Here is a 19,006-nt window from a genome sequence, read left to right on the forward strand (position 1 = left end):
TGTTTTGTCTTTAACTTTCAGCTTCCAGCTTAACGCTTCCGGCCGTGTTTAAAGCTCGTCGGTCAGCTTGATGGCGTGGCCTATGTAGTTGGCGGGGGTCAGCAGTTTCAGCTGATCCTTCACCGATTCGGGCAGTTCCAGGCCGTCGATGAAGGCGCGCATGCCTTCGGCATCCACCCGCTTGCCACGGGTCAGCTCTTTCAGCTTCTCGTAAGGCTTCTCGATGCCGTAGCGACGCATCACCGTCTGTACCGGCTCGGCCAGCACTTCCCAGTTCTGATCCAGATCGGCGGCCAGCGCTTGCGGGTTGGCTTCCAGCTTGCTGATGCCCTTCAGGGTTGCCTGATAGGCGATCAGCGAGTAGCCCACGGCCACACCCAGGTTGCGCAGCACCGTGCTGTCGGTCAGGTCGCGCTGCCAGCGAGACACCGGCAGCTTGGCGGCCAGGTGGTTGAAGATGGCGTTGGCCAATCCCAGGTTGCCTTCGGAGTTTTCGAAGTCGATCGGGTTGACCTTGTGCGGCATGGTGCTGGAGCCGATTTCGCCGGCCACGGTTCTCTGCTTGAAATAACCGACCGAGATATAACCCCACACGTCCCGATCGAAGTCGAGCAGTATGGTGTTGAAGCGGGCGATGGCGTCGAACAGCTCGGCAATGTAGTCGTGCGGTTCAATCTGGGTGGTGTAGGGGTTGAAGGTCAGCCCCAGATCGGTGACGAAGCGCTCGGCAAAACCGGCCCAGTCCACTTCCGGATAGGCGGACAGGTGGGCGTTGTAGTTGCCTACGGCGCCGTTGATCTTGGCCAGCATTTCCACCGATTCAATCTGCTTGAGCTGGCGCTCCAGACGGTAGGCCACGTTGGCCATTTCCTTTCCCAAGGTGGTGGGCGAGGCGGGCTGACCGTGGGTGCGGCTCAGCATGGGCACGTCGCGGTACTGGGCGGCCAGGCGCTTGATTTCATCGACCAGCTGCCGGCAGTAAGGCACCACCACCTGGTCCCGGCCGGCGTTCAGCATCAGCGCATGGGCGTTGTTGTTGATGTCTTCGCTGGTGCAGGCAAAGTGAATGAACTCGCTGACGGCCGCCAGTTCGGGCAGCACTTCGACCTTTTCCTTCAGGAAATATTCCACCGCTTTCACGTCGTGGTTGGTGGTGCGCTCTATGTCCTTGATGCGCTGGCCATCGGCTTCGTTGAAGTTGGCGACAATGGCGTCCAGCAGGGCGTTGGCCTCGGTGGACAGGGCGGGCACCTCGGTAATTTCAGCATGGGCGGCCAGGGCCTGCAACCAGCGTACTTCGACTTCTACACGAAAGCGCAATAAACCAAATTCGGAAAAAATGGCGCGCAGCTCCTGGGTTTTGGTGCCGTAACGGCCATCAACCGGAGAAATAGCCGTTAATGCTGACAATTCCATGAACAAGGACTCCTGACGTTGGGGGGTAGTGAAACAAATTAATACCGCAATGCCGCCTGGGCCTGAGCCACCAGCCGCTTGCGGGAAAACAGAATATGGCGGCGCTTGCCGCCCAGCTGACGCCAGAGCACGGCGCTGCGAATACCGGCCAGCAACAGCGCCCGTATCTGGTGCTGCACCACCGGCTGCTGCAGGTAGCTCGGGTTACCCGCTACCTGAATACGCGGCCCTATGGGGCTGACGATGTCGCTGTACACACTGGCCAGATTGGCCAGCACCTGCTCGTCGAGCAGCTCGAAGTGATGCAACTGGCGTTGTACCTGATTGATGCGTTCGCCCAGCATGGCCATCAAATCGCGGCGTTTGGCCAGCTTGCGCTCCAGGGCGACAATGCCGACCAGGTAGCGGGTCAGCTCGGCATTCTTGCGGCTGCTGTTGTTGCCGAGCTGATCGATCAGGGTCTGATAGCCCAGGCCAAGCTGAGCGTGGCCGCCGTATATATCCACCGACTGTTCGGCGTCGGTGACCAGAATGCTGTTGAGGGTGGACGAGAGCTGGGTTTTATCGTCTATGGTGCCATCGCGGGCGACCTGCTGTACCAGACTGGCGGCCTGACAGATGCCGGCAAAGGCCAGGGTTTGGTTTTCGAGGCTGTGACTCACGCTTGCTCCTGACTGAAACGGGTTTCAATAATACCGCCGCCGAGGCAGATGTCGCCATGGTAGAACACGGCGGACTGGCCTGGCGTAACCGCCGCCTGCGGCTGGTCGAAGGTGACCTTGATGGTGTCGTCATCCAGCGGCTCGACCAGGCAGGGCACATCGGTCTGACGATAACGGGTCTTGATGGTGCAGCGAAAGGCTTCCTTGACGGGCATGCGATCCACCCAGTGCAACTGGCGGGCAATCAGGCCGTTGGAATACAGGCGCGGGTGATCGCCCTGAGCCACCACCAGCACATTGCGATCCAGTTCTTTATCCACCACGTACCAGGGCTCGTCGGTAGCGTTTTTCAGACCGCCTATCCCCAAGCCCTTGCGCTGCCCCAGGGTGTGATACATCAGCCCCTGGTGTTCGCCGATGACCACGCCATTCACCGTCTCAATCTTGCCGGGCTGGGCGGGCAGGTAGCGAGCCAGAAAGTCCGTGAACTTGCGTTCGCCGATAAAACAGATGCCGGTGGAGTCTTTTTTCTTGGCGGTCACCAGCTCCAGTTGCTCGGCGATGCGGCGCACCTCCGGCTTTTCCAGCTCACCGACCGGAAACAGGCTCTTGGCCACCTGCTGCGAACTCAGGGTATAGAGGAAGTAGCTCTGATCCTTGTTGCCGTCCAGGCCGCGCAGCATGCGGGGCTGGTCGTCGAAGCTGCGGCGCACATAGTGGCCGGTGGCGATGTAGTCGGCGCCCAGATCTTCGGCGGCAAACTCGAGGAAGGCCTTGAACTTGATTTCCTTGTTGCACAGGATATCGGGATTGGGGGTGCGCCCGGCCTTGTATTCCGCCAGAAAATGCTCGAACACGTTGTCCCAGTATTCGGCGGCAAAGTTGATGGTGTGAAGCTCGATGCCGAGCTTGTCGCACACCGCCTGAGCGTCCCGCAGATCTTCGGCGGCGGAGCAGAACTCGTCGGTGTCGTCTTCTTCCCAGTTTTTCATGAACAGGCCTTCAACCTGATAGCCCTGTTGCTGCAGCAAATAGGCCGAAACGGAAGAATCCACACCGCCGGACATACCGACAATCACTTTTAGCTGACTGTTATCGCTCATCACTACTCGCCGTTACCTGTATGCAAAACGGCCAGCATTTTACCAGACAAATGCCGCCAGCGGGAGGGAAAGAAAGCCATAAGCGGGAAGATGGAAGCGGGAAATGCCCCCACCTAACTTCCCCCTGGCGGCTTTCCCTTAAGAGAAGCCGCCGTGATGTCTGTGATGCCGCTGCCAAGGGGGAGGGGCCGTTCGGTGCAGTTATCAGGCCCGACGCCGATCTGCTCCCTCCCCTTAACCTCGAATTTGGCAGAATAACAGCGGGGTGCAACGCAAGGGGAGGGTTGGGGAGGGGTTTCTGCTGAATACTTCCCGCTTCTAGCTTTGTTTTTTCAACGCACTCAACGGAAAACGTTGGCCGGCCAGGTAATCGTGGAACGAGGCCATGATCAGCGGGCTGCGCAACCGGTCGCCCAGGGCGTCTATTTCGGCCAGGGTCAGCCAGTGGCAGCGAATGATGTCACCGTCCGGATCCTGCGGGTGGGTGGCCAGCGGCGCCGGTACCTCGGTGCAGAAGGTAAAGCGCACAAAATGGGTGCCGTTGTCCGGCGCCTCATACTGATAGATGGCCACCGCCTGCTCCAGCGGCAGGGTCAGGCCGGTTTCTTCCAGCAACTCGCGACGAGCGCCGTCGAGCAAGGTTTCGCCCGGCTCCAGATGGCCGGCGGGCTGATTGAACATTACCCGGCCCTGCTGCCATTCTTCCACCATCAGAAATCGATCATTGGCACGGACGATCACCGCCAGGGTCACCGCGAAGGGATGATGACTCATCAAACTTTTCTCCATTGGCCAGAGGGCAGATTATCCAGGGTCCAGTCACCGATGGCATAGCGGATCAGCCGCAGGGTAGGAAAGCCGATATGGGCGGTCATGCGCCGTACCTGGCGGTTGCGCCCCTCGGTGATTTTGATTTCCAGCCAGCGAGTCGGAATGGCCTGGCGCTCGCGAATGGGCGGGGTGCGCGGCCAGACATCAGGCGCGTCCATCAGCCGTACCTTGGCGGGCAGGGTAGGACCATCCTTCAGCGTTACGCCCCGGCGCAGCGGTTCCAGCTCCGCCTCGGTGGGCGCGCCTTCCACCTGTACCCAGTAGGTTTTGGCGGTTTTGCGGCCGGGCTGGGTCAGGCGGGCATTGAGGGCGCCATCGTTGGTCAACAGCAGCAGGCCTTCGCTGTCTCTGTCCAGCCGGCCGGCGGCATAGACACCGGGCACCGTCACAAAGTCGGCCAGGGTCTGGCGACCGTCACCATCGGTAAACTGGCACAGCACCATATAGGGCTTGTTGAACAGCAGCGTGGTCGGTGGCCCGGCGGGCGCCGGTTTGGGTTTGGTCGGTTTGGACCTGGGTCCGGACGCGGGCCGTGGCTTTCTGGCTTTCATGGTGAAACGTCTTGATAAACAGGGGCTTCAGCATAACAAAAACCGCTCTTGTCGGCTAACGGGCTGCGGGGGTGAACTGTGATCGGCTCAATATCTATCGCCGTTTTTTTGTCCTATGCTGCGAAGACGTCGGGCTGGCAGATTCGTCATACCGGGCTTTCAGGTTCGTCAGGATGACGAACTAAAGACGCTACGTCCAGGTATCCAAATAACAAACAGGAGAACACCATGACTTCACAGGTAACGGTGCCGGCAGAAGGACAGAAGATCACCCTGGACGACACCGGCAAGCTGAAGGTACCGAATCACCCCATTATTCCCTTTATCGAAGGCGATGGCATTGGCGTGGATGTAACGCCGGCAATGAAGCTGGTGGTGGATGCCGCCGTGGCCAGGGCCTACCAGGGCCAGCGTCAGGTAAGCTGGATGGAAATCTACACCGGCGAAAAAGCGACCCATGTTTACGGCGAAAACACCTGGCTGCCGGAAGAAACCCTGGAGCTTATTCGCGATTATCATGTGGCCATCAAGGGGCCGCTCACCACCCCGGTGGGTGGTGGTATTCGCTCGCTCAACGTGGCGCTGCGCCAGCAGCTGGACCTGTACGTGTGCCTGCGTCCGGTGCGTTATTACCAGGGTACACCCAGCCCGGTGAAACAGCCGGAGCTGACCGACATGGTGATTTTTCGCGAGAACAGCGAAGACATCTATGCGGGCATCGAATGGCAGGCCGGCAGCCCCGAGGCCCAGAAGGTGATCGACTTCTTGCGTAACGACATGGGGGTACAGAAAATCCGCTTTCCCGACCACTGCGGCATCGGCATCAAGCCGACCTCCCGCGAAGGCACTCAGCGCTTGGTGCGCGCCGCCCTGCAGTACGCCATCGACAACGACCGTGACTCCCTGACCCTGGTGCACAAGGGCAACATCATGAAGTTCACCGAAGGCGCCTTCAAGGACTGGGGCTATCAGCTGGCGCGGGAGGAATTCGGTGCCACACTCATCGACGGCGGCCCCTGGTGCGCGTTCAACAACCCCAATACCGGCAAGGAGATCGTGGTCAAGGACGTGATTGCCGACGCCTTTCTGCAACAGATACTGCTGCGCCCGGCGGAATACGATGTGATTGCCTGCATGAACCTGAACGGCGACTATATTTCCGATGCCCTGGCGGCCCAGGTGGGCGGCATCGGCATCGCCCCCGGCGCCAACATCGGCGACGGTGTGGCCTTGTTCGAAGCCACCCACGGCACCGCGCCCAAATACGCGGGGCAGAACAAGGTCAACCCGGGGTCGCTTATCCTATCCGCCGAAATGATGCTGCGCCACCTGGGCTGGACCGAGGCGGCAGATCTTATCGTCAAGGGCATGGAAGGGGCAATCGCCAACAAGACGGTCACCTACGACTTTGAACGGCAAATGACAGGCGCCACCCTGCGCAGCTGCTCCGAATTTGCCGAAGACATCGTCACGCAGATGTGATCCTTGAATGATCGTAGGGTCGATTTAAATCGACCAAGGGGCCCTTGCTCAGGGCCAAATCGGTCGAATAAATTCGATCCTACGCACTCAGAACGTCATCCTGACGAAGGTCAGGGTATTGATTTTTTGTCGGGGGTTAGTGTTATAGGTAGGAGATACCGGGTCAAGCCCGGTATGACGGTCCTGCAAGCTCGGTGCCGTGTTGGATATTGCTCTACTACGCAGAGCCTGCCAGCTAAAGCGGCAGCTACAAAAAACGAAAATCTGCCCGCCGCTTAGGGGCTGTTGTCATAAATGTTGGCTCACAATCTGCGCAACGAATCTGTACTGCCGCCACGAACGGACTTGTGTTTTTTGTATACCGGGTAGCTATCCCTTGCCATAGTCAGGTGGTAAGGCTCGCCACGGAGCGCAAGATCTAAGATACAGCGTTAATAAACAACCGATTATCACGAGCCATTCGGCCCCAATCGCCCTTTTTACCCAGTAAATGAGAAGCAAGCAGTTGCCATACATAATAAGAGATATGGTGGCGGCGATGGGCAGGGATAATCACGATGTCGTTAGATTTTACTGCAATGGGATAGGTATTGTACTGAAAACAATTGGCACATGGCGACAGCCACTAGCAGAATTGGCATTTTGATTGAGCGAATGTATTCACGTAAAGGAACAATCATGATCGACAAGCCTTTTTCCCTGGCCTGTGAAAACAACAAACGGCCGATTCTGGCGGTGCTGGCGCGGGTGTTTGACCGGCCGGGTATCGTGCTGGAGATTGGCAGCGGCACCGGTCAGCACGGGGTGTTTTTTGCCGAGGGCCTGCCTCATCTGCAGTGGCAGCCGAGCGACAGGGCCGAGAATATTCCCGGCATGTCGCTCTGGTTTGCCGAGGCGGCATTGCCCAATCTGCTGCCGCCACTGGTGCTGGATGTCACCCAGCCGTGCTGGCCGGACGGGCAGTATCAGGGGGTATTTAGCGCCAATACCCTGCATATTATGGCCTGGCCCGAGGTTAAGGCCCTGTTCGCCGGGTTGGAAAGGGTGCTGGCGCCGGAGGCGGCAGTTTGTATTTATGGCCCCTTCAACTACGAGGGGCGCTTTACCAGCCCGAGTAACCAGGCCTTTCACGCCATGCTGCGCAGCCAGAATCCCCACATGGGAATACGGGATATAACAGATGTTACCGCGCTGGCCGCGCAGCATGGGCTAACCCTGCAGGCGGATCATGCCATGCCCGCCAACAACCGGTTGCTGGTGTTTAAATACCTGGGATAGGGCCGGCCGTTTATTCGGCGGATCCTGGCATAGAGCACGCAATCGTGCGAACAAGTATACGCCTACAACACCGCACCTTGTAGAAGCCTGCTTCAGCTGGCTGGTGGCGCGCAGCGGTACGCCAAAAAAACGCGCAGCTGAAGCGGCGCCAAAATACACCATCATCACCCCCCATTCCCATTCCCCATCCCCATCCCTCACTCCCCGCTCTTGAACGGCAATTGTTGCCGGCATTGTGCCTGGTAATGGTGCATCTGCTCTTGCTCCCGCCGGCAGTAGTCGGCAATGGCGTCATTGAAGCCCCGCTCGAACAGCTTGAAGTAGCCGTGGCAGAGGCGGGGCTCAAAGCCGCGTTGTAGCTTGTGCTCGCCCTGAGCCCCGGCGTCGAAGCGGGTCAGCCCGTGCTGGATACAGTATTCAATGCCCTGGTAATAGCAGGCCTCGAAATGCAGAAAATCCAGCTCCTGTTCGCAGCCCCAGTAACGGCCATAGAGGGTATTGTGTGAGCGAAAGCACAGGGCGCCGGCCACCATGGTGTGATCTTGCCAGGCGGCGAACAGCACGCATTGATCCCGGCAATATTGGCCCCACAGCAGCAAGGTCTCCAGGCTCAGGTAGCCGTTGTGACCGGCCCGTTTCTGGTAGGTGCGCCGGTAAAAGCGGTAGAACTGTCGCCAGACTTCCGGGGTGAGCGCATCGCCGCCCAGGGTGGTAAAACGGATGCCGCTGTTTTGCACCCGGGCCCGCTCCTTCAGCAGGTTCTTGCGCTTGCGGGAGCTGAAGCGGGCAAGAAAATCGTCCATATGGCGATAGCCCCGGTTCAGCCAATGAAACTGCACCGTGACCCGCCGTTGCCAATGCTGGCTTTGCAACGCCTCTGCCAGTTCGGGCTCGCAGAACAGGCACTGGTAGCCGCTGGCGCCAATGCGTTCGCTCAGGGCAAGCAGGCCCTGCTCAAACCAGGGCATCACCTGTGCCGGCTGATAACCGGGTGCCAGCCCCAGCCTGGGACCGGAGGCGGGGGTAAAGGGAATGGCACAGACCAGCTTGGGGTAGTAGGCCAGCTGGTGGCGCTGGTAGGCCTCGGCAAAGGCCCAGTCGAACAGGTATTCACCATAGGAATGGGTCTTGATGTAGCAGGGCATGGCGGCAATCAGCCGGCCTTCCTGATACAGGCAGGCATGCTGCACCAGCCAGCCGGTGTCTTTGCCCAGGCTGCCGCCTTCTTCCAGCGCCCGCAAAAAGCCGTGGCGGATAAAGGGGTAGTCGTCGGTAAACAGCGCATCCCAGTGGGTGGCATCAATTTGGCTGATGGCGGGAATAAAGACCAGTTCGGGGGAGGGCATGGCGACCTGCTTTATATCGGATAAGGCGGTTGCCGAGTATACCATTCCCCATTACCCACCGGGCTTTTTTGCATTCGACGGTCTAAAATTGGCTTCATCTGAGTTTTATTCTGGTTGGAGGTGGCATGGATAACGGTAAGCTTGAGGTGTTGCATCACGGGGCAGTGCAGGGGGTGACCGGCTCTTGTCACGAGCTGCGACTGAACGGGGCCGGCATTCTCATCGACTGCGGTCTGTTTCAGGGGACAGAGCGGCGGGATGATTTGGCCATCGATTTTGAGATCAAACATATCAAGGCGCTGGTGGTGACCCATGTGCATATCGACCATGTGGGGCGCATTCCCTATCTGCTGGGGGCGGGCTTCAAGGGGCCGATCATCTGCTCGCAGCCCACGGCGCTGTTATTGCCGGCCATGCTGGAAGATGCGCTTAAAATCGGCTTTACCCGGGATAAAAAGCTGATCAATCGGGTGCTGAAAATGCTCAAATTCCGGCTGGTGCCTTTGCCTTATGGTGAGTGGCAGCCGGTGGCCGGCAGCGATATTGAGGTGCGGCTGCAGCGGGCCGGGCATATTCTGGGCTCGGCCTATGTGGAGTGCGAGGCGGGCGGCCAGCGCATTGTGTTCAGTGGTGATCTGGGTGCGCCTCATTCTCCGCTGCTGATCGCCCCCGAGCCGCCGGAGGCGTGTGATGTGTTGGTGATGGAAAGCACCTATGGCGACCGTAATCACGAAAGTCGGCTCGATCGCCGCTTGCGGCTGAAGGAGGCCATTGAGCATGCGTTGGCCGATGGCGGCACCTTGCTGATCCCGGCCTTCAGCCTGGGCCGCACTCAGGACTTGCTGTACGAGATAGAAAGCCTGATGGCGGAGTTTGGCAGTGATGCAGCGGCCCCGGGCCTGCCCTGGAACGAGCTGGAAGTGGTGGTAGACTCGCCGCTGGCGGCCCGGTTTACCGGCCTGTATCGCAAGCTCAAGCCGTTCTGGAGTGATGAGGCGAAAGATCGAGTGGCAGAGGGGCGGCATCCCTTGTCGTTCGAACAGCTAACGGTGGTAAACAGCCACCGGGATCATCTTAATGCGGTGAACTATCTGGCCCGCTCTCGCAAACCCTGCGTGGTGCTGGCGGGCTCGGGCATGTGCGCCGGCGGCCGGGTGGTGAATTACCTCAAGGCGATGCTGGGAGACCCCCGCAACGACGTACTGTTTGTGGGGTATCAGGCCGAAGGCACGCCGGGTCGCGATATTCTGGAATACGGGCCGCAAGAAGGCTGGGTTACGCTTGACGACGAGCGCTTTACCATTCGTGCCCGGGTGCATCAGGTAAGCGGCTATTCGGCCCATGCCGGCCAGGAGGATCTGATAAACTTTGCCACCGGTATCACCCCTGCGCCCCGGCAAATCCGGTTGATCCATGGCGATGCCGAAGCCAAGGCGGTGCTGCAGGCGCGGTTGGGGGACTTGTTGCCGGAGACTGATGTGGTGATTGGGGAATAGGGGATAGATTCACCCTGTAGGCCCGACTTCAGTCGGGAGGTTTTGCTGGTTGCTGAATGATCGCCCCACTGAAGTGGTATCTACAGGGGTCTACGGCGAGTCTCGGCCGACCGGTCGCGGCAGGGATGGCGTGGCTGAGCCTAGTCCCCCTGTAGTAGCTGCTTTAGCTGCTAAATCAGGCAACGCCGGATCTGGTGCACGGGGTCAGGTAATACGGCGATATATAAAATATTGGTGTTGAGATGTGGCTTCGCCACATTGCACAGCTGACGCAGTGCCTTGTACAGGGGCTCGATTGTATTCTGGATCGGCTTGACCGTGGTGGTCTGATAATAAAGTTGCATCTTCGTTCACAGGAAAACCGCCTCCATCTGGGGCGGCTTTTGTTATCAAGCTGGGGAAAGCTTCCCCCTTAACCGTTCATCGCTGGCTGTAATGCCCGGATTGGCGGTTGAGGGTGCAGCCTGGCCAGCGCCAGGTCATAGTTTATCTGCATGGCGAGCCAGGCGCGGGCAGTGCTGACACCTGCCATTTCCAAACGTAGAGCAAGGTCAGGGCTGATCGCCGCTCGACCGTTCAATACACGGGACAGGGCTACGCGAGACATACCTAGCCGTTCAGCAGTTTCCTTGACTGACAAGCCAAGCTCGGCAATCACGTCTTCGCGCAACAATTCGCCAGGGTGCGGAGGATTTATCATCATCATTTTAGTCTCCATTAGTGATAATCAACATAATTGACCAATTCGATGTCTACTCCAACAAACCGAAAGGTCACACGCCAGTTGCCGTTAACCCTAACTGACCAATAGCCCCTCAGTTCGCCTTTAAGTTGGTGCAACTTGAACGAGGGTATGTTGAGGTCTTCTGGGACTGCTGCAACGTCTAGTAATGCCAGGATGCGCCGAAGCTTAGCAGCATGTGCCGCTTGAATACCTTTGGTCGTCCCTGTTCTATAGAAGGCTTCAAGACCTTTGTGCTGGAATCCTGTAATCATGCTTTGATTGTATCGCGTGGCGTTACGGGTTACAAGTGAGCTTGTCAGGGTGGTGCTTTGTTTTCATCATCAGGCTCGGCTTCAGTCGGGAGCTTGCCCCGCTAAAGCGAAGGCCTACAGGGGTCAACCAAGGGCCGTGTTTTTTTCTACTTCAGGCGCCTACGGAGGCTGTTTTCCATAGGGTCGCATTTATTCGCCGGGAATCCGGGCCTTGTACAAATTGCGTTCTATCCAGTTTGTCTATTGATTTAAATTAACACCATGGGTGTTATTATTTTCAATAAAGTAAACCTCGCTGTTACCGTTTTCCGTAGGTCGAATTTATTTGACTGGTGGTGTTGCATGTCTCCATATGTTGGGATGAATAATGAGTCCCAATAGGTTGGAAGTGGGAAATAATTTCAATAAAAACAAAGGGATGACTATGACGATTTTAGTAACCGGCGGTGCCGGCTATATTGGCTCTCATACGCTGGTGGAACTGTTGAACAGTGGCCGGCAGGTATTGGTGCTGGATAACCTGAGCAATGCATCGGCCGAGTCGTTGCGACGGGTGACCGAGATCACCGGCAGGCAGCCGGCTTTTGTGGAAGGCGATATTCGCGATGCGGCCCTGCTGGAAAAGCTGTTTGCCGAGCACGATATTGAGGCCGTGGTGCATTTTGCCGGGCTGAAGGCGGTGGGCGAGAGCGTACAGAAGCCGCTGGAATATTACGACAACAACGTCAACGGCACCCTGGTGCTGGTGGATGAAATGCGCAAGGCCGGGGTGTTTAAGCTGGTGTTCAGCTCGTCGGCCACCGTCTATGGCGAGCCGCAGCAAATGCCGATTACCGAAGACTTTGCGGTGGGCGGCACCACCAACCCGTATGGCACCTCAAAGCTGATGGTCGAGCAGATACTGCAGGACCTGGCCAAATCGGATGAACGCTGGGCCATTGCCCTGCTGCGTTATTTCAATCCGGTGGGGGCGCATGAGTCTGGCTTGATTGGCGAAGATCCCAATGGTATTCCCAACAATTTGCTGCCCTATATTGCCCAGGTGGCGGTGGGCCGGCTGAAGGCGTTGTCGGTATTTGGCGATGATTACGCCACGGTCGATGGCACCGGGGTGCGGGATTACATTCATGTGGTGGACCTGGCGCTGGGGCACCTCAAGGCGCTGGAACGCATTGCCGGCCATGCGGGGGTGAGCATCTATAACCTGGGCACCGGCCAGGGGTATTCTGTGCTGCAGATGGTCAAGGCGTTCGAGCAGGCCAGCGGTCGCCCCGTGCCTTATGCCATGGCGCCGCGCCGCCCCGGTGATATTGCCGAATGCTGGGCCAACCCGGCCAGGGCGCTTGAACAGCTGGGCTGGCAGGCCGAACGGGGCCTGGAGCAGATGATGATGGATGCCTGGCGCTGGCAGTCACAGAATCCTTGCGGATATAGGGAATAGGGATTGGGGAATAGGGAGGGGTGGATTCACCCTGTAGCCGCCGCTTTAGCTGGCGGATCAGGCCGCAGCGAGCTTTCAGATAAGGCGCCGTGCCTGTAAAGTGCGATTCGCCTGCGGGTTTGCGCCGCATGAATGGGCGCCTACGGGTGGAGTCACTTGTAGGGTCGAATTTATTCGACCACATTGCCAGTGGTTGCATGATGACGCTGTTGGTCCAATGAATTGGACCCTACGGTGTATAGCGTTTGTTGTAGGGGCGAATTTATTCGACCGCATTGCCAGTGTTGCATGATGACGCTGTTGGTCCAATGAATTGGACCCTACGGTGTATAGCGTTTGTTGTAGGGTCGAATTTATTCGACCACATTGCCAGTGTTGCATGATGACGCTGTTGGTCCAATGAATTGGACCCTATGGTGTATAGCGTTTGTTGTAGGGTCGAATTTATTCGACCACATTGCCAGTGTTGCATGATGACACTGTTGGTCCAATGAATTGGACCCTACGGTGCATAGCGTTTGTCGCAGGGACGAATTTATTCGACCCTGGTGTTTACGGATCGTGGGCGGCACTGCAATGTTCGCCTCACGCCTGGCGTACGAAATTTTAAATAATAATTAACGGGATTGGGATGACGTCTTTATATCAGCAGCCACGCTTTATGGCGCTACAGGAGTGTAAACCGCGGGAGCAGGCATTGAGCCTGGCGCAGCGTTTTGCCGAGGATCCGGCGCGGTTTTCGCGCTTTTGCTTTGCTTTTGGCAGCCATATGCGGGTGGACTTGTCTCGGCAGCATTGGTCTGCCGAGGTGCTGGCGCAGTTGTGTGAACTGGCGCGAGACATGAAGCTGGAGTCGGCTATAGCGGCCCTGTTCGGCGATAACCTGTTTAACCATACCGAAGGGCGGGCGGCGCTGCACACGGCGTTGCGCATGCCGGTGGATGCCAGTGCGGTGCTGAATGGCGAGAATGTGGTGCCCCGGGTGCATGCGGAGCTGGAGCGGATCAAGGCCTTTTGCGAACGGGTGCATACCGGCGAATGGCGCGGTTACACCGGTCAGCCCATTACGGATGTGGTCAATATCGGCATCGGCGGCTCCGATCTGGGGCCGGCCATGGTGGTGGAGGCGCTGGCGCCGTATCAGGACAAGGGCATGCGCGCCCATTTTGTGTCGAACATGGACGGTGCCCAGCTGGCCTCTGTGTTGGCAGAGGTGGATCCGGCTCGCACCCTGTTTGTGATCTCGTCCAAAACCTTTACCACCGATGAAACCATGACCAATGCCCGTGCTGCCCGGGCCTGGCTGCTGGCGGCCTGTGGCGATGAAACCCAGGTGAAAAAGCATTTTGTGGCGGTGTCGACCAACGCTTCTGCGGTGCAGGAATTCGGCATCGATCTTGAGCATATGTTCCGGTTCTGGAGCTGGGTGGGGGGGCGCTTTTCGTTGTGGTCGGCCATCGGTCTGCCCATCGCCCTGGCGCTGGGGTTCGAGCGCTTCGAGCAACTGCAGGCGGGCGCTCACGAGATGGATGAGCACCTGCGCCATACGCCCTTCGAGCAGAATATTCCGGTGTTGCTGGCGCTGCTCAGCATCTGGAACATCAATGTGCTGGGGCTGCAGAGCGAAGGCATTTTCCCCTACAGCCATCATCTGAAGCGTTTTCCGGCCTATTTGCAGCAGCTGAACATGGAGTCCAACGGCAAGGGCGTGAACAATACCGGCGAGAAGATTACCCACAACACTGGCCCCGTGGTGTGGGGCGAGGTAGGCACCAACGGTCAGCATGCGTTTTTTCAGTTGTTGCATCAGGGCAGCCAGGTGGTGCCGGCCGAGTTTATCGGCTTTGCCCGTTCCTGTTACGACTACCCGGAGCACCATCGCAAGCTGTTGGCCAACATGCTGGCCCAGGCCCAGGCGCTGGCCTTCGGCAAAGACCGGCAGCAGGTAGAGGCCGAGATGACGGCAGAGGGGCTGAGTGCCGAGGCCATCGCAAAGCTTGCGCCCTACAAGGTGATGGACGGCAACCGCCCCAGCACCACCATTCTGTGCGACGAGTTTACCCCCCATAACCTGGGTGCTCTTATTGCCCTGTATGAGCACAAGACCTTTGTGCAGGGTGTACTGTGGAACATCAACAGCTTCGATCAGTGGGGGGTGGAGCTGGGTAAAAAACTCGCCGCCCGCCTGATTGACGATTTGGCGGATGAGTCGGTTGCTTCAGGGCACGACAGCGCCACCAATGGCATGCTGGCGCAGATTAAGTTGTGGCGGTAAGCGGCCATTTATGCTGCGCCGATCTACTCCCTCCCCTTAACCTCGAATTTGGCAGAACCACTGCGGGGTGCAACGCAAGGGGAGGGCTGGGGAGGGGTTTCTGCAGGATATGCGTATGTTCCGCAGGGTCTATGTCTCGGCCAAAGCGACACCCCCCTCCCAGCCTCCCCCTGGGGATAACCCGTAGTTATACCTGTATCTCCGCTGCCAAGGGGGAGGGGCAGTTTGGTGCCGATGGCAAGTTTGGCGCCGATCTACTCCCTCCCCTTAACCTCGAATTTGGCAGAACCACTGCGGGGTGCAACGCAAGGGGAGGGTTGGGGAGGGGTTTCTGGGGAGGGGCAGTTTGGTGCCCGCTTCCCGCTTTCAGCTTCTAGCTTTCAGCTTTAATAACCCGCGGCAGCTTGTCGTCTTTACGCAGGGTCAGTACTTCGCAGCCGTCTTCGGTGACCAGCAGGGTGTGTTCATACTGGGCCGACAGGCTGCGGTCCTTGGTGACGACGGTCCAGCCGTCGCCCAGCATCTTGCTCTGGCGCTTGCCCGCGTTGATCATCGGCTCTATGGTCAGGCACATGCCCGCTTCCAGCACTTCACCGGTGCCCGGCTTGCCGTAGTGCAGCACCTGCGGCTCTTCGTGGAACTCGGCGCCGATGCCGTGGCCGCAGTATTCCCGCACTACCGAATAGTTGTGCGCCTCGGCGTGCTGCTGAATGGCGGCGCCGATGTCGCCCAGATGTACCCCGTGCTTGACCATCTTGATGGCCAGTTCCAGACATTCCAGGGTCACCCGGCACAGGCGCTCGGCCATGATGCTGGGCTTGCCGACCATGAACATCTTGGAGGTATCACCGTGGTAGCCATCCTTGATCACGGTAATGTCGATATTGATGATGTCGCCTTCCTTGAGCTTCTTGTCCGCCGGAATACCGTGGCAGATCACGTGGTTCACCGAGGTACAGATCGACTTGGGAAAACCGTGGTAGTTCAGCGGCGCCGGAATCGCCTGCTGCTCGTTCACGATGTAGTCATGGCAGATCTGGTTCAGCTGATCGGTGGTCACGCCGGCCTTGACGTACGGCTCGATCATTTCCAGCACCTCGGCGGCCAGGCGACCGGCCACGCGCATTTTTTCTATCTCTTCCGGGGTTTTTATGACTATGCTCATCAAATTCGTCTCTGTGGGTGGGCGCCCTATTCAGGATTGCGTCGTCGGGCAGGGCGGCTATCGGCTCTTCCGATAAGAATGGCCGATAAGGATGGCCGATAAAAGGGCAAAAGTGTAACGCCAAGCGCGCCCGACTTCCACCTGTATGCAGCCGGCTAACGCCGACACTGGCACCGGGTCCTGTTTTATGGTATAAAGCGCGCCGTGATAGTTGCATCTGCGGGTATGCCTGCAGGTTTATCCATCACATACACTCACTTTCTTAATACACACACACATCGGCACATGCTCCAGGGTGCCTTCGGGTCGGAGTCATGGGATGTGTGGAGGCCTAACCCAATACACTTATTTGAGGAAATCATGGCACAAGTATCTATGCGCGACATGCTGAAAGCCGGCGTTCACTTTGGTCACCAGACTCGTTACTGGAACCCCAAGATGAAGCCGTTCATTTTCGGCGCCAGCAACCGGGTTCACATCATCAACCTGGAAAAAACCGTTCCCATGTTCAACGATGCGTTGAACTACCTGGGCAACGTGGCCTCCAAGAAGGGTAAAATCCTGTTTGTTGGTACCAAGCGCGCAGCCTCTGAAGCCGTCAAAGAAGCCGCTACCAAGTGTGATCAGTTCTACGTCAACCATCGCTGGTTGGGTGGCATGCTGACCAACTGGAAAACCGTACGTCAATCCATCAGCCGCCTGAAAGAGCTGGAAAGCCAGGCTCAAGACGGTACCTTCGACAAGCTGACCAAGAAAGAGGCGCTGATGCGTACTCGCGAAATGGAAAAGCTGGAGAAGTCCCTGGGCGGTATCAAGGACATGGGCGGTCTGCCCGACGTATTGTTTGTAGTAGACGCCGACCACGAGCACATCGCTATCAAGGAAGCCAACAACCTGGGCATTCCGGTAGTATCGATTGTTGACACCAACTCCAACCCGGACAACATCGATTACATCATTCCAGGTAACGATGATGCCATCCGTGCCGTCCAGCTGTATCTGAATGCCGCTGCCGACGCCGTGATTGCTGCCCGTGCGCAAGACTTGGCCGTGCAAGCCGAAGACAACTACGTCGTAGAAGAGTAATAAAGCCGAAGCCTCGGCTTCAGCCTTTATTAACCATACGAAAGTAATGGGTTAACAGGGGCCTTGTGCCCCTGTTTTCTTGTAGACCAAGATCGAGGAAATTAGACATGGCAACAATTACCGCCGCCCTGGTAAAAGAACTGCGTGAGCGCACTGGCGCTGGCATGATGGATTGTAAAAAAGCCCTGACCGAAGCCAATGGCGACATCGAACTGGCCATCGAAGAGATGCGCAAGTCCGGCCAGGCCAAAGCCGCCAAGAAAGCCGGCCGTATCGCCGCCGAAGGCATCATTCTGATGCGTCAGGCCGGCAACACTGCCGTGATGATCGAGCTGAACAGCGAAACCGACTTTGTCGCCAAGGATGCCGGTTTCCGCGCCTTCGGTGACAAGATTGTCGACATCGCGCTGGCAAACAAAATCAACGACCTGGACGCCCTGAAAGCGGCCGAGTACGAAAATGGCGAAAGCGTTGAACTGACGCTGACCAACCTGATCGCCAAGATCGGTGAAAACATGAGCCTGCGTCGCATCGTGCTGGTGGAAGGTGATAACCTGACCACTTACCTGCACGGCACCCGCATCGGTGTTATCGCCAACCTGAAAGGCGGTGACGAAGAAGTGGCCAAAGACGTGGCCATGCACGTTGCCGCTTCCAACCCGCAGTTCGTCAAGCCCGAAGACGTATCTGAAGAAGTCGTTGCCAAAGAGCGCGAAATTCAGGTCGACATCGCCATCAACTCCGGCAAGCCGAAAGAAATCGCCGAGAAGATGGTTGAAGGTCGCATGAAGAAGTTCACCGGCGAGATCTCCCTGACCGGTCAGCCCTTCATCAAGGATCCTTCTATCTCTGTTGCCGAGCGCCTCAAGCAGGCCGGCGCCGATGCCATCGGCTTTGTCCGCTATGAAGTGGGTGAAGGCATCGAGAAGAAAGAAGAAGATTTCGCTGCCGAAGTTCAGGCGCAAATCGCTGCTTCCAAGGGTTAATTCCCGCCGTTGTTAGTGCTATCCAGACCGCGACATTCGTCGCGGTCTTTCTATGACCAGGAATAGAAAAGCATGAGTACCAATCCTAAACCCGCATACAGACGTATTCTTCTTAAACTGAGCGGCGAAGCGCTGCAAGGGGAAGAAGGCTTTGGTATCGACCCCGCCGTACTGGAACGTATGGCTCAGGAAATCAAGGAGCTGGTTGAACTGGGAGTTCAGGTCGGTCTGGTGATCGGCGGTGGCAACCTGTTTCGTGGTGCGGGCCTGGCCCAGGCGGGAATGAACCGCGTGGTGGGCGACCACATGGGTATGTTGGCCACCGTGATGAACGGTCTGGCCATGCGCGATGCCCTGCACCGTGCTTATGTGAATGCCCGTCTAATGTCTGCCATTACCCTGGAAGGCGTGTGCGACCCTTATAACTGGGCCGATGCCATCAGCTTGCTGCGCAAGGGGCGGGTGGTGATTTTCTCTGCCGGTACCGGTAATCCTTTCTTTACCACCGATTCTGCCGCCTGTTTGCGTGGCATTGAAATTGAAGCCGACGTAGTATTGAAAGCCACCAAGGTGGACGGCGTCTACAGTGAAGATCCGATGAAAAACCCGGATGCCGAGCTGTACAGTCAACTGGATTATGATGACGTACTGGATCGCGAACTCAAGGTGATGGATCTGGCGGCCTTTACCCTGGCTCGGGATCACAACCTGCCGGTTCGGGTATTCAACATGAACAAGCCGGGTGCGCTGCGCCGTGCCGTGATGGGGGAAACCGAAGGCACCCTCATCAGCCGGAAATAATTAGCAGGTGAGGGGTGAAGGGTAAGGGGTGAGGTGTTTTACTCCTCACGCCTGACATCTCACCCCTTACGATAAAACAAGGATAAAAACC

17 protein-coding genes and 2 pseudogenes are annotated in these 19,006 nt (G+C 57.7%); 8 read left to right on the forward strand and 11 right to left on the reverse strand.

The window, feature by feature from the left end:
• Positions 1-48 precede the first annotated feature (48 nt).
• From purB to rluE, 5 genes and pseudogenes are all read right to left on the reverse strand, one after another.
• The gene (gene purB / locus HNR62_RS01950; RefSeq protein ID WP_204794412.1) at positions 49-1,416 is read right to left on the reverse strand and encodes an adenylosuccinate lyase; all 1,368 of its coding nucleotides are present in this window, start codon (positions 1,414-1,416) and stop codon (positions 49-51) included.
• A 38-nt stretch (positions 1,417-1,454) separates the two neighbouring features.
• Positions 1,455-2,078: a high frequency lysogenization protein HflD gene (gene hflD / locus HNR62_RS01955; RefSeq protein WP_204794413.1), complete on the reverse strand. Its 624-nt coding sequence runs from the start codon at positions 2,076-2,078 to the stop codon at positions 1,455-1,457.
• The gene (gene mnmA / locus HNR62_RS01960; protein ID WP_204794414.1) at positions 2,075-3,181 is read right to left on the reverse strand and encodes a tRNA 2-thiouridine(34) synthase MnmA; all 1,107 of its coding nucleotides are present in this window, start codon (positions 3,179-3,181) and stop codon (positions 2,075-2,077) included. Before mnmA ends, hflD begins: the two co-directional genes overlap by 4 nt.
• Before the next feature lie 318 nt (positions 3,182-3,499).
• Positions 3,500-3,955 carry an NUDIX hydrolase gene (locus tag HNR62_RS01965; RefSeq protein ID WP_204794415.1) on the reverse strand — a complete coding sequence of 152 codons (456 nt, stop codon included), beginning with the start codon at positions 3,953-3,955 and terminating at the stop codon, positions 3,500-3,502.
• 8 nt (positions 3,956-3,963) lie between these two features.
• Positions 3,964-4,563 (reverse strand): annotated as a pseudogene (rluE, locus tag HNR62_RS01970) (23S rRNA pseudouridine(2457) synthase RluE); the annotation flags it as partial.
• Positions 4,564-4,791: 228 nt separating this feature from the next.
• On the opposite strand from rluE, the gene icd reads away from it, so the two are divergent.
• Positions 4,792-6,045: an NADP-dependent isocitrate dehydrogenase gene (icd, locus tag HNR62_RS01975; protein WP_204794417.1), complete on the forward strand. Its 1,254-nt coding sequence runs from the start codon at positions 4,792-4,794 to the stop codon at positions 6,043-6,045.
• 378 nt (positions 6,046-6,423) lie between these two features.
• Here the strand turns inward: icd and HNR62_RS16095 are convergent.
• Positions 6,424-6,598: pseudogene (locus HNR62_RS16095) on the reverse strand (IS5/IS1182 family transposase); the annotation flags it as partial.
• Between the two features lie 125 nt (positions 6,599-6,723).
• Here HNR62_RS16095 and HNR62_RS01980 point away from each other — a divergent pair.
• Complete coding sequence (locus HNR62_RS01980) at positions 6,724-7,323, forward strand: DUF938 domain-containing protein (protein ID WP_204794418.1); 600 nt, start codon at positions 6,724-6,726, stop codon at positions 7,321-7,323.
• A 197-nt stretch (positions 7,324-7,520) separates the two neighbouring features.
• Here HNR62_RS01980 and HNR62_RS01985 read toward each other — a convergent pair whose 3' ends face one another.
• Positions 7,521-8,669: a GNAT family N-acetyltransferase gene (locus HNR62_RS01985; protein WP_204794419.1), complete on the reverse strand. Its 1,149-nt coding sequence runs from the start codon at positions 8,667-8,669 to the stop codon at positions 7,521-7,523.
• Positions 8,670-8,794: 125 nt separating this feature from the next.
• On the opposite strand from HNR62_RS01985, the gene HNR62_RS01990 reads away from it, so the two are divergent.
• Positions 8,795-10,165, forward strand: coding sequence for an MBL fold metallo-hydrolase (locus HNR62_RS01990; protein ID WP_204794420.1), 1,371 nt, complete (start codon positions 8,795-8,797; stop codon positions 10,163-10,165).
• A gap of 170 nt (positions 10,166-10,335) precedes the next feature.
• Here HNR62_RS01990 and HNR62_RS01995 read toward each other — a convergent pair whose 3' ends face one another.
• The 3 genes from HNR62_RS01995 to HNR62_RS02005 form a co-directional block, all read right to left on the reverse strand.
• Positions 10,336-10,509 (reverse strand): hypothetical protein, encoded by a 174-nt coding sequence (locus HNR62_RS01995; RefSeq protein WP_204794421.1) that lies wholly within the window; start codon positions 10,507-10,509, stop codon positions 10,336-10,338.
• 68 nt (positions 10,510-10,577) lie between these two features.
• Positions 10,578-10,871: a HigA family addiction module antitoxin gene (locus tag HNR62_RS02000; protein WP_239552521.1), complete on the reverse strand. Its 294-nt coding sequence runs from the start codon at positions 10,869-10,871 to the stop codon at positions 10,578-10,580.
• Positions 10,872-10,882: 11 nt separating this feature from the next.
• The gene (locus HNR62_RS02005) at positions 10,883-11,161 is read right to left on the reverse strand and encodes a type II toxin-antitoxin system RelE/ParE family toxin (RefSeq protein ID WP_204794422.1); all 279 of its coding nucleotides are present in this window, start codon (positions 11,159-11,161) and stop codon (positions 10,883-10,885) included.
• A 424-nt stretch (positions 11,162-11,585) separates the two neighbouring features.
• On the opposite strand from HNR62_RS02005, the gene galE reads away from it, so the two are divergent.
• Together galE and pgi are read left to right on the forward strand one after the other, a co-directional pair.
• Positions 11,586-12,602 (forward strand): UDP-glucose 4-epimerase GalE, encoded by a 1,017-nt coding sequence (gene galE, locus HNR62_RS02010; RefSeq protein WP_204794423.1) that lies wholly within the window; start codon positions 11,586-11,588, stop codon positions 12,600-12,602.
• Between the two features lie 631 nt (positions 12,603-13,233).
• Positions 13,234-14,877 carry a glucose-6-phosphate isomerase gene (gene pgi / locus HNR62_RS02015; protein ID WP_204794424.1) on the forward strand — a complete coding sequence of 548 codons (1,644 nt, stop codon included), beginning with the start codon at positions 13,234-13,236 and terminating at the stop codon, positions 14,875-14,877.
• Between the two features lie 373 nt (positions 14,878-15,250).
• Here the strand turns inward: pgi and map are convergent, their stop codons facing one another.
• Positions 15,251-16,042 carry a type I methionyl aminopeptidase gene (gene map, locus HNR62_RS02020; protein WP_204794425.1) on the reverse strand — a complete coding sequence of 264 codons (792 nt, stop codon included), beginning with the start codon at positions 16,040-16,042 and terminating at the stop codon, positions 15,251-15,253.
• A 360-nt stretch (positions 16,043-16,402) separates the two neighbouring features.
• On the opposite strand from map, the gene rpsB reads away from it, so the two are divergent.
• The 3 genes from rpsB to pyrH all read left to right on the forward strand — a co-directional run bounded on the left by rpsB (position 16,403) and on the right by pyrH (position 18,915).
• The gene (rpsB, locus tag HNR62_RS02025) at positions 16,403-17,128 is read left to right on the forward strand and encodes a 30S ribosomal protein S2 (RefSeq protein ID WP_204794426.1); all 726 of its coding nucleotides are present in this window, start codon (positions 16,403-16,405) and stop codon (positions 17,126-17,128) included.
• 107 nt (positions 17,129-17,235) lie between these two features.
• Entirely contained in the window at positions 17,236-18,114 is an 879-nt protein-coding gene (tsf, locus tag HNR62_RS02030) for a translation elongation factor Ts (RefSeq protein ID WP_204794427.1), read from the forward strand.
• Between the two features lie 72 nt (positions 18,115-18,186).
• Positions 18,187-18,915 (forward strand): UMP kinase, encoded by a 729-nt coding sequence (pyrH, locus tag HNR62_RS02035; RefSeq protein ID WP_204794428.1) that lies wholly within the window; start codon positions 18,187-18,189, stop codon positions 18,913-18,915.
• Positions 18,916-19,006 lie beyond the last annotated feature (91 nt).

It is taken from the genome of Oceanisphaera litoralis, assembly GCF_016907015.1.
GTDB lineage: Bacteria > Pseudomonadota > Gammaproteobacteria > Enterobacterales > Aeromonadaceae > Oceanimonas > Oceanimonas litoralis.

Coding starts and splice junctions, on each gene's coding strand:
- pyrH (WP_204794428.1), top strand. CDS start 18,187: ATGAGTACCAATCCTAAACCCGCATACAGACGTATTCTTCTTAAACTG.
- HNR62_RS01985 (WP_204794419.1), bottom strand. CDS start 8,669: ATGCCCTCCCCCGAACTGGTCTTTATTCCCGCCATCAGCCAAATTGAT.
- HNR62_RS01995 (WP_204794421.1), bottom strand. CDS start 10,509: ATGCAACTTTATTATCAGACCACCACGGTCAAGCCGATCCAGAATACA.
- HNR62_RS02005 (WP_204794422.1), bottom strand. CDS start 11,161: ATGATTACAGGATTCCAGCACAAAGGTCTTGAAGCCTTCTATAGAACA.
- icd (WP_204794417.1), top strand. CDS start 4,792: ATGACTTCACAGGTAACGGTGCCGGCAGAAGGACAGAAGATCACCCTG.
- HNR62_RS01965 (WP_204794415.1), bottom strand. CDS start 3,955: ATGAGTCATCATCCCTTCGCGGTGACCCTGGCGGTGATCGTCCGTGCC.
- mnmA (WP_204794414.1), bottom strand. CDS start 3,181: ATGAGCGATAACAGTCAGCTAAAAGTGATTGTCGGTATGTCCGGCGGT.
- HNR62_RS01980 (WP_204794418.1), top strand. CDS start 6,724: ATGATCGACAAGCCTTTTTCCCTGGCCTGTGAAAACAACAAACGGCCG.
- tsf (WP_204794427.1), top strand. CDS start 17,236: ATGGCAACAATTACCGCCGCCCTGGTAAAAGAACTGCGTGAGCGCACT.
- galE (WP_204794423.1), top strand. CDS start 11,586: ATGACGATTTTAGTAACCGGCGGTGCCGGCTATATTGGCTCTCATACG.
- HNR62_RS02000 (WP_239552521.1), bottom strand. CDS start 10,871: ATGATGATGATAAATCCTCCGCACCCTGGCGAATTGTTGCGCGAAGAC.
- pgi (WP_204794424.1), top strand. CDS start 13,234: ATGACGTCTTTATATCAGCAGCCACGCTTTATGGCGCTACAGGAGTGT.
- HNR62_RS01990 (WP_204794420.1), top strand. CDS start 8,795: ATGGATAACGGTAAGCTTGAGGTGTTGCATCACGGGGCAGTGCAGGGG.
- purB (WP_204794412.1), bottom strand. CDS start 1,416: ATGGAATTGTCAGCATTAACGGCTATTTCTCCGGTTGATGGCCGTTAC.
- rpsB (WP_204794426.1), top strand. CDS start 16,403: ATGGCACAAGTATCTATGCGCGACATGCTGAAAGCCGGCGTTCACTTT.
- map (WP_204794425.1), bottom strand. CDS start 16,042: ATGAGCATAGTCATAAAAACCCCGGAAGAGATAGAAAAAATGCGCGTG.